At 41.8% G+C, this 15,514-nt stretch carries 16 protein-coding genes and 1 tRNA gene; 6 read left to right on the top strand and 11 right to left on the bottom strand.

The window, feature by feature from the left end; translation table 11 throughout:
* Window positions 1-43: 43 nt before the first annotated feature.
* From DIU38_RS22500 to DIU38_RS22470, 7 genes are all read right to left on the bottom strand, one after another.
* Complete coding sequence (locus tag DIU38_RS22500; protein ID WP_112571269.1) at window positions 44-466, bottom strand: arsenate reductase ArsC; 423 nt, start codon at window positions 464-466, stop codon at window positions 44-46.
* The gene (gene arsN2, locus DIU38_RS22495; RefSeq protein ID WP_112571271.1) at window positions 463-888 is read right to left on the bottom strand and encodes an arsenic resistance N-acetyltransferase ArsN2; all 426 of its coding nucleotides are present in this window, start codon (window positions 886-888) and stop codon (window positions 463-465) included. The genes DIU38_RS22500 and arsN2 overlap by 4 nt, the downstream gene beginning before the upstream one ends.
* Before the next feature lie 10 nt (window positions 889-898).
* A complete protein-coding gene (locus DIU38_RS22490; RefSeq protein WP_112571273.1) occupies window positions 899-1,471 on the bottom strand; it encodes a DUF6428 family protein in 573 nt (190 codons plus the stop codon).
* A gap of 54 nt (window positions 1,472-1,525) precedes the next feature.
* Window positions 1,526-1,855, bottom strand: coding sequence for an ArsR/SmtB family transcription factor (locus DIU38_RS22485; protein ID WP_112571275.1), 330 nt, complete (start codon window positions 1,853-1,855; stop codon window positions 1,526-1,528).
* 181 nt (window positions 1,856-2,036) lie between these two features.
* On the bottom strand, window positions 2,037-3,296 hold the full coding sequence (locus DIU38_RS22480; protein ID WP_112571277.1) for a hypothetical protein: 1,260 nt from the start codon (window positions 3,294-3,296) through the stop codon (window positions 2,037-2,039).
* Window positions 3,296-4,963: a 2Fe-2S iron-sulfur cluster-binding protein gene (locus DIU38_RS22475; RefSeq protein WP_112571279.1), complete on the bottom strand. Its 1,668-nt coding sequence runs from the start codon at window positions 4,961-4,963 to the stop codon at window positions 3,296-3,298. Before DIU38_RS22475 ends, DIU38_RS22480 begins: the two co-directional genes overlap by 1 nt.
* A gap of 76 nt (window positions 4,964-5,039) precedes the next feature.
* Complete coding sequence (locus tag DIU38_RS22470; protein WP_112571281.1) at window positions 5,040-5,345, bottom strand: hypothetical protein; 306 nt, start codon at window positions 5,343-5,345, stop codon at window positions 5,040-5,042.
* A 767-nt stretch (window positions 5,346-6,112) separates the two neighbouring features.
* Between DIU38_RS22470 and DIU38_RS22465 the strand changes: the two genes are divergently transcribed.
* The 6 genes from DIU38_RS22465 to DIU38_RS22440 all read left to right on the top strand — a co-directional run bounded on the left by DIU38_RS22465 (window position 6,113) and on the right by DIU38_RS22440 (window position 10,131).
* Window positions 6,113-6,186, top strand: a tRNA-Asp gene (locus DIU38_RS22465).
* A gap of 126 nt (window positions 6,187-6,312) precedes the next feature.
* On the top strand, window positions 6,313-7,215 hold the full coding sequence (locus tag DIU38_RS22460) for a helix-turn-helix domain-containing protein (protein ID WP_090531134.1): 903 nt from the start codon (window positions 6,313-6,315) through the stop codon (window positions 7,213-7,215).
* A gap of 93 nt (window positions 7,216-7,308) precedes the next feature.
* A complete protein-coding gene (locus DIU38_RS22455; protein WP_112651668.1) occupies window positions 7,309-8,142 on the top strand; it encodes an oxidoreductase in 834 nt (277 codons plus the stop codon).
* 40 nt (window positions 8,143-8,182) lie between these two features.
* Entirely contained in the window at window positions 8,183-8,914 is a 732-nt protein-coding gene (locus tag DIU38_RS22450; protein WP_112651666.1) for an SDR family oxidoreductase, read from the top strand.
* A 132-nt stretch (window positions 8,915-9,046) separates the two neighbouring features.
* Window positions 9,047-9,892 (top strand): oxidoreductase, encoded by an 846-nt coding sequence (locus DIU38_RS22445; RefSeq protein ID WP_112651664.1) that lies wholly within the window; start codon window positions 9,047-9,049, stop codon window positions 9,890-9,892.
* Window positions 9,853-10,131 carry an Atu4866 domain-containing protein gene (locus DIU38_RS22440; RefSeq protein WP_112651662.1) on the top strand — a complete coding sequence of 93 codons (279 nt, stop codon included), beginning with the start codon at window positions 9,853-9,855 and terminating at the stop codon, window positions 10,129-10,131. The genes DIU38_RS22445 and DIU38_RS22440 overlap by 40 nt, the downstream gene beginning before the upstream one ends.
* Window positions 10,132-10,319: 188 nt before the next feature.
* Here the strand turns inward: DIU38_RS22440 and DIU38_RS22435 are convergent, their stop codons facing one another.
* From DIU38_RS22435 to DIU38_RS22420, 4 genes are all read right to left on the bottom strand, one after another.
* Window positions 10,320-11,249: an NAD(P)-dependent oxidoreductase gene (locus DIU38_RS22435; RefSeq protein WP_112651660.1), complete on the bottom strand. Its 930-nt coding sequence runs from the start codon at window positions 11,247-11,249 to the stop codon at window positions 10,320-10,322.
* Window positions 11,250-11,494: 245 nt separating this feature from the next.
* Complete coding sequence (locus DIU38_RS22430) at window positions 11,495-13,636, bottom strand: carboxy terminal-processing peptidase (RefSeq protein WP_112651798.1); 2,142 nt, start codon at window positions 13,634-13,636, stop codon at window positions 11,495-11,497.
* 189 nt (window positions 13,637-13,825) lie between these two features.
* On the bottom strand, window positions 13,826-14,455 hold the full coding sequence (locus DIU38_RS22425) for a tetratricopeptide repeat protein (RefSeq protein ID WP_112651658.1): 630 nt from the start codon (window positions 14,453-14,455) through the stop codon (window positions 13,826-13,828).
* Between the two features lie 181 nt (window positions 14,456-14,636).
* Window positions 14,637-15,479 (bottom strand): isoaspartyl peptidase/L-asparaginase, encoded by an 843-nt coding sequence (locus DIU38_RS22420; protein WP_091172868.1) that lies wholly within the window; start codon window positions 15,477-15,479, stop codon window positions 14,637-14,639.
* Between the last annotated feature and the right edge of the window lie 35 nt (window positions 15,480-15,514).

The raw sequence follows: 15,514 nt of genomic DNA, 5'->3' as shown, positions 1-15,514 counted from the left end.
ATTGGTTTATTGCTATTTAACGATATATAAGAGTAAAAAAGGGTTAGTTAACGTGTTCGGCTACAAAGTTGGCTGCGTAAATTTTAATCATATCTCTAACCCGGCGAAACTCGGCCATTACTTCTTCGGGTGTGCCGGTAGCTTTGGCCGGGTCGGGAAAGTTCTCGTGAAAGCGTTCGACCTTACCGGGAAAGAACGGGCAGGCTTCATTCGCGTTATCACAAACGGTGATCACCTGGTCAAATGGGATGGCGATATACTCATCCACATAATTAGAAGTGTGCTTCGAGATATCAATATGATCTTCGGCCATCACCTGAATCGCCTTTGGATTGACACCGTGGGTTTCAATACCCGCGCTGTAAACATTGGCCTTGTCACCTGCAAAATAATGTAGGTAACCCTCGGCTAACTGGCTGCGACAGCTATTGCCGGTGCAGAGTACTAATATATTTTTCTTACTCATAATTCTTTTTTCATAACAATGGCCGATACCGGGCAAACATGGCTGAACTCGGATGATTGCTGAACCTCGACTGGTACTTCTTCGCGCGTTATTTTGCTATACTTCTTTCGCTCGAAGTAAGCTGGTGCGGTTTCTGTGAGCAGATATAAAGCTGTAAGGCTATTCTTTTTACTTATGCTGTTCAGCCGTGCTAATAGTTTACCTGCTATCCCGGCACCTCTGTGTTCAGGATGCACAGCTAAAGACCTCAGTAATCCGTTATTTCCATAAACTTCTACACCGGCTACACCAACCACTATACCGTCCTGGATGGCAACAATAAAGTTATCCAGCTTTTCGGGTAGGTCGGCTACCGGCAGCTTTTCAGCCGCCAGCAATTCGATCATTTTTTCTTTATAGGGTTGGGCCTTGTCGATGATCATTTTATAATATTTAGCAGCCGCCCCCTCCCGGTGTGCAGCAAGCTTCCGCTGGTGCAGCAAGGTTGACTAATTGTACTTTAGGTTTTTCCACTACCGCAGGTGTGCAGCACTCTTCACCTTTTTCAGTCGTACCGCAACTACCGCCACGACCGATAGCTTTACATTGTACCGCATCAGGGCGCAGGTCAACAGTCAACGCGTTGCCGTCGATTATCATTTCATTTGGGAACATCTGGCGGGTATCAAACGCTGAATTACCAAACTCGATCTTTACCGTGCCGTTAGGATTAAGCGGCAACATTTTTTCTACGATATCAACAATAGACAAAGCCTTACCTACTTTCATGGAGCGTTCCTGTTGTTCAGCATTCTCTGGTACCCATAACTGCACAATGATCTCCGTCCAAGCGTTCATCACACCACCACAATCTACTGAAGTGATCGGCGCTTGTTTGATCTCGGTAATATGATAGGCTGCATCTACCAGTTTGCCCTCTGCATATTGGAATTGCAGGTCAAGGTCGGGATGCTGTGATAAGGTGTCTTTGAAGGTTTTCCAGCTGATCGCTTCTACTTTATTCATGGCTTTATGGTTATTATATTATTGCAATATTGCGATGGATTTAATCAAATTTTTTTAACAGCAGGTCGCTTTCAGATCATAAGCCGCAAAGAAACCACTCATCTGTTCACGCAGTTCATTCCAAACCGGCGGGTTGATGCAGTAGCATACGCTAACGCCTTCAATCGTTCCCTGTATCAGTCCGGCATTTTTCAGTTCTTTTAAATGCTGCGAAATGGTTGGCTGCGCCAAGCCCAGCTCATCTACCAGGTCGCCGCAAATACAGGTATTAGATTTAATGATCTCCTGTAAGATAGCGATACGGGCAGGATGCGCGATAGCTTTAAGCATCACTGCTAACCTGTTCTGTTTTTCGGTGAATATTTCTGTTTTAGTTAAGCCCATACTTTATATTGCAATATTACGATTAATAATTCAATTATCAAATTAATTTTTACTTCAGTTTCATAAATCCGTAAGTAATTTATTAAATAATTTATATATGCTTTGAGTGGCGAAAAAGCTTCATTCAAAGGAAAAGCAGTAAGTGAGGCGCGATAGTATCCAAATAACGTTTGGTATAAATTTAAAATCTTAAATATCTTGCAACGTTCACCCGGAATTCAAAACGAAACTCATCAAAATTTCGCTGGCCCGGACTAATTATTTGTGAAGAACCGTTTAAAAAGTGTTTGGCGTATTCGACATGGAAGTTTACCAATTTATGTGTAAAAGGCAAGTTATAATTGAATCCTAACCTGATTGCCTGTTCTGTAGCGGTCTGGACCCTATTTGACAAATTAACAAGGTCATACATGGCAAAGGGAACCAGATCGCCTGTACTTTCTTTATCAAAGAGCTGAAATTGCAGCATCGCATAGCCGCCTGCAAGATTTAAACCCTGATCTGAATAACGGGAATAAATCGTTTCATATTCAAACGTATATAAATGCTCGCCAAGGCTATTGGTATAATCCAAATTGTTTTCAAAACTGAATTTATTCCCGGTAGCGGGTGTGCTCCCAAGCGAAACCTGGTTTATTGCGGACGCAAAAACAAAACTTCTGTTGGTAATATCAGCTGTCCGGTCAATGGCAATACCCACGTTTAATCTTTCGGGGCATTTACCCGTTGGGGTGATTAAGGTTTTTGTTACCTTAACGGCTATATCTTTCCAAAACTGGTACCGTGGCGTATCCGTGTTCATTGAACCCCGGTTATCCTGCATGGCAAATTGCAGAAGCATAGTAGGATTAATTTGCTTTTGTATTTGCAAGCCCCACTGCACGCCGAAATTATTTACGGAGCCATGTTCTTCTAAGATCAGACTTCTATTAATGGTGGGAAGATTGCCTGACGAGAGGTTATCTTCACGAGAAAGGATGTGCGTGTTTTCACCAAAAAGTATTCTGAATTTATTGGGGTCGTCCGCATTTTGAAAAGAAATAAATAAATTTTCCCAATCCTTAAAACGTTTGGTCGCCTGGAAGAACTTATTGTCGGTAAAGTCCACCTCATAAAATAATACCGTTCTATACTTCTCGCCATTGATCCGAAAGTTATAAGCCGGAAGTTTAAACTCCATACCCTGTCTTACCCGCCTGAATGCGGGATAATCACCAGGTGAAAACAAACTTTCAGCATAAGCCCAGGTTGTTAAAGTAAAATCCCCCTGTTTATACTGCAAACCGGAATCCTTATCGTATTGAAAAGGATGTGGCCGGGTTGCGCTATCAGTAAAAGTAACTTTTTTAGTAGTATCTGCCGTTTGCGCATGAAGCAGCAGACTAAAAAATAGCAAGGGGACCGAAAGCACAACTGCTATCCAATATTTGAACCTTCCCATTATTTTAGGTTGTCATAATCAATCCTGATCTTTGCAGACAGTGGAAAGGCCTGGCAAGTCAAAATTTGATCGTTTTTAATATCTGTATCGCTTAGAGATGTGTGCTTTTTCATCATAACCATCCCTTCAACGAGCTTTGCCTTACAGCTTGAACAAATACCCTCTCTACAGGAATATGGCGCGTTGATCCCGTTCGCTAATAATACATCTAATAGGATTTGATCTTTTTTACAACTGGTTTTATGGTTGCTTCCATCTAACTGCGCGTTTAAACTGGCTCCGACGGTATCAATATCTTCTAAGCCGGTACCTGCCTTTAACAGATCTTCGGCATTACTGATGGATATGAATTTTTCCAAATGAATTTTAGAGGGCTGTATTTTATGGTAAGCTAATTCCTGTTCAACTAATTCCATAAATGGCGAAGGCCCGCACACATAATAGACGGTATTCGCAACCGGCATGATTTTCCATTTATGCATAAATTGAACTATTTTATCCTGGTCAAGCCTACCCGTTAGTGCACTCCATCCCACAGAGGCGGCACTTAAAACATGGGTGATAGTCAATCTTTCCTGATAAGACGCTTCTAACAGTTCAAGTTCTCTTTGGAATATAATAGAATCTAAATCCCGGTTTGCATAAATCAGGGATATGTGGGAATCGGGCTGTTGATGTAACAGAGATTTGATAATGCTGTATATGGGCGTAATACCGCTTCCGCCAGCAAAAAATACAAAATGGGTTGGGGCGATTAAAGAATATTCTTTAAAAAAATTACCTGATGGCGGAAGCACAAGAAGTTCATCGCCAGGCGTAATAGTATCGTTTAAAAAATTAGAAACGATGCCATCTTTAACCCGTTTGATCGTAAAGTAAAGGCCGTCATCGGTGAAAGGAGAACTTGAAAGCGAATAAGCTCTTTTATACTCGTCACCGTTCACTGTTAATTCTAACTGTATAAATTGACCTGGGATATAGTTGAATACATTTTTTAGGTTCTCAGGTATCTCCAAAACAAATGTTTTTGCATCGGTTGTTTCGCTAATTACTTTTGAAATGCGCAGCTTATAAAATTTTGATGTTTGTCTTTTTTTGATCACGTAACGAACCCTGAAATAGACTGCCGCCAATAAAATTAAAAAGCAGGCCTCACTGGCCAATTTTTCCGCATCCAAATAATCAACCGGCCTATTCTTTAATTCCGGGTCCATCACGATACCGTGTATAATAAAAAGCAACCCGGTTGCATAAGATATTAAATGGATGTTTTTCCAGGCGCGAAAACCAAGCCGGTTTTTGATAGCTTTTTGCGTAGTCAAAATAACCAGAACAATAGCAAACATGGAGATAGTGCCTAACGCCACATATAACCTTTGTGTTGGCGCATGAATAGGAAAAACAATATTAACAAACGAAAATTTTGTTGCCGGGTCAAAGAGCAATAAAACCGGGTGCAGTAATACAATGGATAATGCGATGTAGGCTGTCCAATTATGCCAGTTATAAATACTGATGCTTTTTAAGGCCTTTGGTAGTTTTTGATAAAGAGTTGCCCGTTGATAAGAAGTACTGATCAATATACCGAACAGGTAATTGACGGTAAATATGATTGTAGCTGCAATACCCGCGTCAGCAGATAATTGCAGAAATATTGAATCTGACATAGAGGATGATTTTAAGATTTCCAGAAGATACCTGCCGTATGAACGGCAAGCGCATATTATAGCAGGAAATCAAAAATCAGATACGGAAAACGGAGTATTGCAGAAACAACCTTTCGGGTGGTAGAAACCGGGAAAGATTAAAGATTTTTTTAGGATTAGTTTCTGTGCAGTAGTGTAATGAAATGATGCTAAATGCAAATAACAAAGGTAGGAGAGCTAAATGAACAAGGACTTGAACATCATTTGGCTTTTCTATTGCAATTTTAAATTGTTGTTCCTGTTTAAAATTGGCTTTGCTTTCTTCATGGTCAAATTCTAATACAGATGACAGGTAAATAATACCAGCCAGGAGTAGAAAGAAGCTAAACACTCTGTTTTTCACAACACAAATATAACTTATCGAAGTCAAATTTAGATCTAACAAAATTTATTAGCCTTAAAGGTGTTAAAATCTGTAGGCCAATATTGCGTAGCAGGTATGTCAGCTCCTCAATTCAGCTAATTTGGTTTTATTTCAAAGCGCCTTGTTGACATAGGCGTTTCAATATATGGGACGGTGGGTTTAAAAGGTTGTTAATTTATTATATAACGGCCAAGACACACAATTAACTGTTAGCCAGGACATTGTTAATGGAAGTCTTTATCGCCGTAACTTTCCATACTCCCTATCGCTTAATAACCCATTTTTATATGTTTTATAATTGCAAAACTGCTATTTATTTGCGAACCACTACGAAAACCGTAGCTGTTCGCAAATAAACGATAACCTATTGCAAATTCAATCTTAATACTAAGTTTGCATAACACTACACTATCCGTAGTAAAATGCAAATCAAAAATTCGACAACATCAAGCCCTTCTTATAATTATTTAGAAGGCTATTAAACCTTTCGTTTATATCCTAATATTTACTATATTTAACCAACGATTTAGAATCATTTATCCATTGCGTGATTCGTAAAGTAGTTGATTTTTTGAAAATATAATTATTTGAAATATAGGCAGTTATGAACGATGTTCATGACCCGTCCATTCCGCTAAAAGCCTTACTGAAAAGTAGGGCTTTTTTGTGTTTTAACCTTTTTTAATTTTAAGTTCTACAATTTGTGTAGATCAAAAAGGTTTGTATATTTGCAACCCCAAACGGGAGGAGTGGTAGTTCAGCTGGTTAGAATACATGCCTGTCACGCATGGGGTCGCGGGTTCGAGTCCCGTCCATTCCGCTAAGAAGCATTTTAAAAATGTTCAAAAACCTTTAAATCATATGATTTAAAGGTTTTTTTGTTTGCCTCAAAATATTAAATTATTCCTGTTTTGAAGCCTTGGTTTGATTTTTGTAACTTTGTTTTATGTCGAAAGCAGAAACACTTCAAGATTTTTATCAAAGAAAGGTTAACTGGCTGCCCGGTAACCTTCAGCAAAGCATCGGTCACTTTAATGTATTCAGGATTGAGGATTGTATTGGCCCTAACGCAAAGCAAGTAACCTACAGCCGCCGTACTTTTTATAAGATCAGCCTGATGCGCGGCGATAACATCATTCATTATGCCGATAAAAGTATCAAGCTTTCGGGTTCAACGCTGATGTTCTTCAGTGCCATGGTACCTTATACATTTGAGCACATGTCTGATGACCGCACAGGCTTCTTCTGTATATTTACTGAGGAGTTTTTTCTGGAGAAATTCAGGACAGGCTTAAGCGAGTTTCCGATGTTTGGCCTTAATGCCAAGCCGGTTTATGCCTTAAATGATGAACAGGACGCTTATGTAACCGCTCTTTTTCAGAAAATGCTGTCTGAGATTAATACCGAGTATGCTTTTAAATATGATCTGCTCCGTAATTATGTTACAGAAGTAATTTATTATGCGCTTAAAACGGAACCATCCGAAAATGTTTATAAGCATGTTGATGCCAAATCGCGCATAACATCAGTATTTACCGAGCTGCTTGAAAGGCAGTTCCCTATTGAAACCCCTTCACAGCGGTTTGTATTGCGATCGGCCAATGATTTTGCACAACGGCTTTCGGTGCATGTAAACCATCTGAACAGGGCAATCCGCGAAACTACCGGCAAAACCACTACCGATCATATTGCCGACAGGCTGCTGAGCGAAGCCAAATCATTATTAAGGCATACCGACTGGAACATTTCTGAAATTGGTTATTGCCTGGGCTTTGAGGAGCCGACACATTTTAATAACTTTTTCAAGAAACAAACCCAACAAACGCCAAGCTCGTTCCGAAATGTTTGAATTTTGTAACCTTTGGTTTGATTAATGTAATGTGCCCCCTTTGTTGCTGCTGTAACTTTGTTTTATCTCAAATAAACAAAGCAAACAATTTTTATGGACAACAACAAAGTATGGTTTATTACCGGGGCTTCGAAAGGTTTTGGCCTCAGCTTAGTAAAACAACTACTGGATGCAGGACAGCTTGTTGCCGCTACTTCCAGAAATTTACAGGAATTAACCGCTGCGGTTAATACAACAAGCAATAATTTTTTACCCCTACAAGTCGATCTGGTAAACGATTGCAGTGTATCGCTTGCATTGCAACACACCTATGAAGCTTTTGGCCGTATCGATGTAGTGATCAACAATGCCGGCTATGGCATTGGTGGTGCTATTGAGGAACTTAGTGATGCCGAAACCCGTATGGCATTTGATGTAAACGTATTTGGTACGCTGAACGTAATCCGTGCAGCAATGCCATACCTGCGCAAACAGCGCTCAGGCCATATTATCAATATTTCATCTATCGCAGGTATTACAGCTAATACCGGCTGGGCAATTTATGCAGGGGCCAAATATGCCGTGATCGGTATTTCGGAAGTGCTTGCTGCGGATGTTAAGGAATTGGGTATTAAGGTAACCGTGGTCGCTCCCGGCGCTTTCCGCACCAGTTTTCTTACTGCAGGATCGCTTTCAATTACTGACAACCAAATTGATGATTATACAGAAGTGCGTGCCATTCATAACAAATACCTCAAAATGGACGGCAAGCAAGCCGGTGACCCGGAAAAGGCTGCAACTGCTATTATCAACACAGTTTATGAAGAGAACCCGCCATTGTACCTTTTATTAGGTGGCGATGCATACAATCGTGCTTTGGCAAAGCTTGATACTTTACACAATGAAATCAGGCAGTGGGAGGATGTAACCTGCTCAACTGATTTCTAAATTTTATTCCGTTTACCCTATATCTACCTATAAACACCAAATGGAAAGTATCAAGGATAAAGTGATTGTAATAACCGGTGCCAGCAGTGGCATCGGCGCATCTGCTGCCCGCAAACTGGCACAACTTGGCGCTAAAGTGGTTTTGGCTGCCCGCCGAGAAGATCAATTGAAAAACCTGGCACAGGAAATTGGCGAAAATGCAATTTATGTAGTAACCGATGTTGCCAGGCGAACTGATCTGGATAACGTCATTCTGCAGACCATAGCCAAATTTGGCCGAGTTGACGTAATGTGGAACAATGCCGGCATCATGCCCATCTCTTTTTTTGAAGAAGGTCATGTTGATGAATGGGACAAAATGATCGACATTAATATTAAGGGTGTATTGTACGGGATTAATGCTGTGCTGCCCCACATGCTTGAACGCGGCCAGGGGCATATCCTCTCCACGTCATCGGTTGGCGGTTTAAAAACGTCGCCGGGCATTGGCGTTTACAGCGGTACCAAGTTCGCGGTTAAGGCTATTATGGAAACCCTGCGCGAGGAAGTTGCCCAAAACATTAAGGTAACCACCATTTACCCCGGCGCAACTAAATCCGAATTAGGACATGATATTACCAGCCCTAAGATTAAGGGCTTGTACGGCAACCTTGCCAACATGCCAAAACTTGATGAGGAGGCTATAGCCAACGCGGTGATTTACGCTATAAGCCAGCCGGATAATATCTCCGTTAACGAGGTGGTGGTACGGCCGCTCGGACAAACACGATAGAGCAGGTTGAATTCATCATAAATCGGTGGAATCATAGCCTATCGGTGAAATCCCAAAAGACAAAATAGGTGAAAATCATAAACAATCATTGAAATAGTAACAAGTAAAATCAAAATCTATCAAATACAACATATGGAAAACAACAAAGTATGGTTTGTAACTGGTGCTTCAAAAGGACTGGGACTTGCCTTAGTAAAAAAACTATTGAATGAAGGCTATAAAGTAGCCGCTACATCGCGCAATTTAAGCGATTTGACCAAAGCAGTTGACACGCAAAACGAGCAGTTTTTACCCCTCGCCGTTAACTTGACCAGCGAAGACAGTGTGCAGGAAGCCGTTGAGCTTACTGTAAAAACCTTCGGGAAAATTGACGTTATTGTCAACAACGCCGGTTACGGATTATTAGGCGGTATTGAAGAATTGACCGACCGCGAGGCCCGTGATAACTTTGAGGTTAACGTATTTGGATCATTGAATGTGATCCGCAAAGTGCTGCCTTATTTGCGTGCTCAAAAATCAGGTCATATTTTAAATGTATCGTCGATAGGCGGATTCACAGGTGCGTTTGCGGGCGCCGGTATTTACTGTGCCACCAAATTTGCCGTTAATGGTTTCTCCGAAACATTATCAGCCGAAGTAGCACCATTCGGTATTAAGGTTACCATTGTACAGCCGGGTTATTTCAGGACCAACTTCCTGTCGGCCGGTTCATTGGCGGTACCTCAAAACCAGATAGCCGACTATCAAAACGTTCGCGATACAGTAAATTTTCACCAAAACGACATGGACAAGCAACAAGCTGGCGACCCTGAAAAAGCAGCCGAGGCTATGATCAGCATAACTAACGAAGCTAACCCACCGCTAAATTTATTTTTGGGCGAGGATGCTTACGGTCTGGTTGAAAAGAAGCTTGCCTTCGTTCAAAACGAATTAGCAACATGGAAAGATTTAACACTTTCAACAGCAATACAACAATAAATGCTCATCATTATATAGGTGTATGGGTTACCCGCGATGGGTTTATACGTCATGAATTTTTGCCTAACGGCCGTTATACCGAAGCCCGTGGCGACAAACAAAATGCCTACACAGGTTATTACAGCGTATTAGGGAACCACGTTGAATATCTTGACGATACAGGCTTTACCGCCGAAGGTGATTTCAGGGACGGGGTGTTTTACCATGCCGGCATGGTATTGTACAAGGAAACGGCGTAACGAACATCTCAAACAATACAGTTGTCATTTCTACGACCCAGCCCGGAAATGTATCTAAATGGGAGTCTCCTGCACTATGCATGCTTTATAAAGTATGCATAGTGCAGGAGATTTCTCTTCATGTCATTTACAGGGGAGTTTCTTACACTGTCGTAATTATTAAAGATATGTGTGGTCCCGATAACCTGCTATCCTTTCAAATCGGGCAGCTTTTCGGCCATTACCTCGCTGATCTTCCGGTATGAATCAAATGTCCAGCCGGCAACGTGAGGGCTTAACAGCACTTTGCCGCTTTGTTTTAATTCCTCAAACCATTGTTGTTCGGCAAGGGCTGGGAATTTTTCAACCTCCAATACATCCAACCCTGCCCCTAAAATTTTGCCTTCGCGTATGGCGTTTAGCACGGCACTTACTTTAGCAGTTTTGCCGCGTGAGGTGTTTAAGAAAAAGATAGGCTTTTTAAAATGGAACAGGTATTCATCATCCACCAGTCCGTTGGTTTCTGGAGTTAAAGGGATATGTAAGCTCAGTACATCGCTGTGCTTTACAATTTCTTCCATGCTTACCTCGCGCGCATATTTATCACTGAAGCCGGTTTTGTATTTATCGTAAGCAATAACATTTACCTGGAAGCCCGAAAGTTTCCTGGCAAAGCTGCTGCCCATATGGCCGTAGCCAATAATACCCACTGTTTTACCTTTTAGCTCGTAACCCCGGTTAGCCTCGCGCTGCCACTTCCCCCCGCGAATTTCGGCGTCGCCGCGGTTCAGGTTGTTCATTAATGACAGCAGTAAACCTATGGCATGTTCGCCTACGGCATCCGAATTGCCTTCGGGTGCGTTGATGAGTTTTATGCCTTTTTGAATAGCATAATCTTCATCAATATTATCCATACCAGCGCCGGCGCGGGCTATGAACTGTAAGTTGGTGGCAGCATCAAGCACGGCTTTATCCACCCTGAATTTTGAGCGGATCACCAACCCTGCATAGTCGCCTATGATTTGCATGGCTTCGTCAGGCTTAATCAGGGGGCGGTAATCGCAGGTGTAACCCTTGGCCTCGGCCTGGTGCATAAATATGGCGTGCACATCATCAACAATTAGAATATTATTTTTCAACTTGAATTGATTTTTAATAAGAGGCCAAATTTACAAAATGCAAGGTTATTAGCCGAGAGGGTTTTATAATATGACACTAATTCCTCGAATTAAATCGAATCACATAAGTTTTATTTTCTCTGTAAGGTTTCTAAATACAAATTCGTGTAATTCGATTTAATTTCTTCACATGCAAAGCATTCGTGTTTAAATAAAAACGCCCGGCATTGAAAGATGCCGGGCGTTCAATATTATTAATAATTTGCTTAGTTAGCCGGTTGCGATACGCTTGTATACTTATTGTCAAGGCTGATATAATCGGTCATGATTTGGCCGGCTTCGCGTTTTACAAAGTCAAGGTCTTCGTTTTTAGGTTTGGTTTGACCCTTTTTAAGGGCTGGCAAACCTAATGCTACCCGACGCAGATTGTTACGTTCAAACGCTTTGGTTTCATCGTCGTCACGTTGTTTCTTCAAATCAGATTCTTTTAACGATACGCTGTCATCGGCATCATGTTTTTTGAAATCAGCAATATCTTCAAGCAGGTATTTATAGCTGTCGCTGCCGGACATGCGTTGGTCGTGCAGTTTTTTTAGCTGTGGCAGTACGCCGGTAAAATCGCCTGTTTTGGTGTAATCAGTTTTGGCAATGATGTCAAAAGGCATTGCTGATGGTTCGGTATCTTCGCCATATTTATCCAATGGAATAACGGACGGGAATGAAATATCAGGTGTTACGCCTTTGTGCTGGGTTGAATTACCGCTGATACGATAGAATTTAGCTATGGTAAGATTAAGTTGTCCGTAAGTGCTTTGGCTGCCCGTTGAGGTTATTTTTTTGGAACCGCCAACAACGCCTGCAATTTTTTCACGAAGTGAAGAACCAATCACCCGGTCAAGATCGATAGCGCTTTGTACCGAGCCTTTACCATAAGTTTGGGTACCCAATATCAAACCGCGGCCGTAATCCTGGATAGCGCCTGAGAAAATTTCAGAGGCCGAAGCGCTAAAACGGTCAACCAGTACCGCCATAGGGCCGCTATAGGTGATGTCCGCATCCTCGTCTTTATCAATTTCCACCTGGTCTTTAGTGTCACGCACCTGTACTACAGGGCCGGTTTTAATGAACAGACCAGTAAGCTCAATAGCTTCCATCAATGAACCACCACCGTTTTCACGAAGGTCGATCACCAGGCCATCTACATTTTCTTTCTTTAACGAGTCAAGGATTGCCTTAACATCGTGGGTGGTGCTTTTGTAGTTAGGGTTGCCTGCTTTATAATCATTAAAATCAATGTAGAAGGCAGGGATAGATATTACACCTATCCTAACAGTTTTACCATTGCTGTTGTAAGTGCGGATCTCTTTTTTGGCCGATTGGTCTTTCAGGATGATCTTCTCACGTACCATTTCAACCACTTTGGGTTTGCTTGATGCATTTGCACCGGCAGGCAATATTTCAAGCCTTACCGTTGTGCCTTTAGTACCGCGGATGATAGCGATGGCATTATCAACACGCCATCCCACCACGTTCTGGAATTCGCCGGTTTTACCCTGGGCTACTGCAACGATACGGTCATCGACACTTATCTGGTGGCTTTTATCTGCAGGGCCGCCCGGTACAATGGTTTTAATCGTTACATACTCGTTTTCCACCTGTAGTGAAGCACCGATCCCTTCAACCTGGCGCGACATTTCGATATTGAAATTAGCTGCGTTTGACGGGTTAAAGTAGTTGGTGTGCGGATCAATAGCCTCTGTAAAGGCATCCATAAAGTATTGAAAAACGTCCTGGTTTGATAGCTTGTTGGTTTGTGTTAACAGGTTTTCGTAACGTTTCTTAAGTGTTTCCTTGTTTTTGGCCATATCTGCATTGGCCAGTTTCAGGTTTAGCAAATCGTATTTTACGCGCTTGGTCCACATGGCATCCATTTCGCTTTGCGAAGCAATCCATGGCAGTTTATCGCGATCATAAACAAAGGTTTCAGTTTTATTGAAATCGAAATTTTTATTGATCTGCTCAAGCGAATATTTTACATGCTCGATATATCTTTTCTGAAAAACGTTGAAGATATAAAAAGCATCGGCCAGGTTGCCGGCTTTAATGTCATCATCAAGTACGGTTTTATATTTTTCAAAATCCTTGATATCAGATGCTAAAAAATAGCTGTGGTTCTCGTCGAGCGATTTGATATACCGGTCGTAAATGATGGCGGATACTGAATCGTTCAGCGGAACTTTTTTATAGTTGTAGTTAGAGATTAATGATGCTACCTGCTTACAAACAAGGCTTTGCTGTTCATCGGGCTGTAAATCATTTGAACCTGCTACTTTAACAGGTTTGGATGGTGATGCTTTACAGGCGAGGGCTGCGCCCAGCACCAATAACAAATATACTTTCTTAAACATATCTTTTACTGTAGTTAAATCGGGGTTGGTGTAAAACATCAATACTTGTGCCTATTATTAATTTGCTAATGTAAAATAAAAAAGAGACAGTCAATATGCTGTCTCTTAATTACTAATAACAATAATACGATTATGTTTTACTAATAGTATGCAGGCAACACCATTTTACGTTTTTGTTACAAAAAAATACTATTTGTTAACCGGTTTGGTAATTGTACCTGCATCGGCGGTTTCGGCAAAATGGGTTTCGGTATGCAGCGTGTTGAATTTATTGTCCTGTAAATAGCGCGTTTTTTTCTCTACTGTAGCCAGGTCAAAAGTCAAACCGCGGGCAACAGCCAGTTGTCGGGCTTCGGCCAGGTCCTGTTTAGCTTGTGCGTAATCGCCGTAATCAGCTTTTACAGTTGCAAGGTCGAGCAGGTTGGCTATGGTGTGCCTGTCGTCATTTTGCTGGCGCGATATGGTAATACTTTGCAGCAGGAACCATTTGGCCTCGGCCAGGCGGTTTTGTTTCATATACATCTGGGCCAGGTCGCTAAAGTTGTAGCTGGCGGCATTGTACACATGAAAACGCATATTGTGCTGCGCGGTTTTCATAACCGATTCCTCGATCATGGCCAGTACATATGGGGTATGTTCAATAGTAAACGGGCGGATTTTTACTTTAGCCACTATAGGAGCGGGCAGCCTTTTAATAGAGTGGCTTTGTGCATAAGCCATTTGCGGAGACCGGGTACGCTTATTGAATGGCTTGTAATACCATTGCGCTGATGCATCGAACCCAACAGCGCATAAAATAATAAGTAGGAAATATCTCATCTAATCTTTTTCCTGGGTTTAAACTGTTTATTTTTAAATTAATCAGCTTAACAAATGTAATTATTTGTTAACGGGAAAACAATACCCGTAAAATGCAGTAAATACGTAAACGCCTAAAGGCCACCGTTATTTTACAGGTGCTTAACTTATACCCTTTCTACGGGAAAAATAAATTTAGGTTTTAGTTAAAAACTTCAATATCTCCGTCATGCAGGGCCCATACCATGTAAGGGTGGGTGTCTGAGTGATAGATCTGCCCATCAGTAGTAATGCCTATCACACCGGCAAAGCCGTCGTAAGGTTTCATTTCATCGAGGGTTTTTTCGGTAGCGGCCATAAGGGGCATGCCATCGGTTACTCGCGTAACAATTTTAACAGCTACCGAGCCACTTACAATATCTTCACCTACGCCGGTACATGAAACGCCGGCAAACTCATTGGCATAATTTCCTGCAGTAGTGGCCGAATCACTAACACGGCCGGGAATTTCAAAACCTTTGCCCCCGGTACTCGTTGCGGCTGCCAGGTTTCCATGCACATCCAATGCAACGCAGCCCACGGTGCCAAGCCTGATGGAATCGCTTAGTTTTTGTTCATATTCGTGACGTCGCTGCGGGATTTCGGGGTTATAATATTTATGACCGTTTTCTATAGCAAAATCGCATGCTCCTTTGCCGCTCAATACACGATCATCGTAGGCTTGAAGTTTTTCGGCTACACAGATAGGGTTTTTAACATCTTCAATGTTGATGACGCCCGAAAAGCGTTGGGTTTTGCCATCCATCAAAGAGGCACTGAGGCGGATCTTGCCATCGCTCTGGATCTGTGATCCCGTTCCGGCATTAAAAAGTTCGCAATCTTCAAGCAGCCTTACGGTATAAACGGCCGTTTCGGCAGCAGTGTGATGTTGCAGGTGTTTGTATCCTAACTGCACTATGCCGTTCAGGGCTTCCTGTTTGGCCAGCTTTACTTCCTGGTTGGTATGCGATTCGCTAAAAAAACCGCCGTGAATAATTATTTTCATAATTATAAATTAAAGTAGATGTACTGCATAAATAA

This window comes from Mucilaginibacter metallidurans, assembly GCF_003286435.2.
GTDB classification, from domain to species: Bacteria; Bacteroidota; Bacteroidia; order Sphingobacteriales; family Sphingobacteriaceae; genus Mucilaginibacter; species Mucilaginibacter gossypii.
This window is presented reverse-complemented; position numbering and strand designations above follow the sequence as displayed.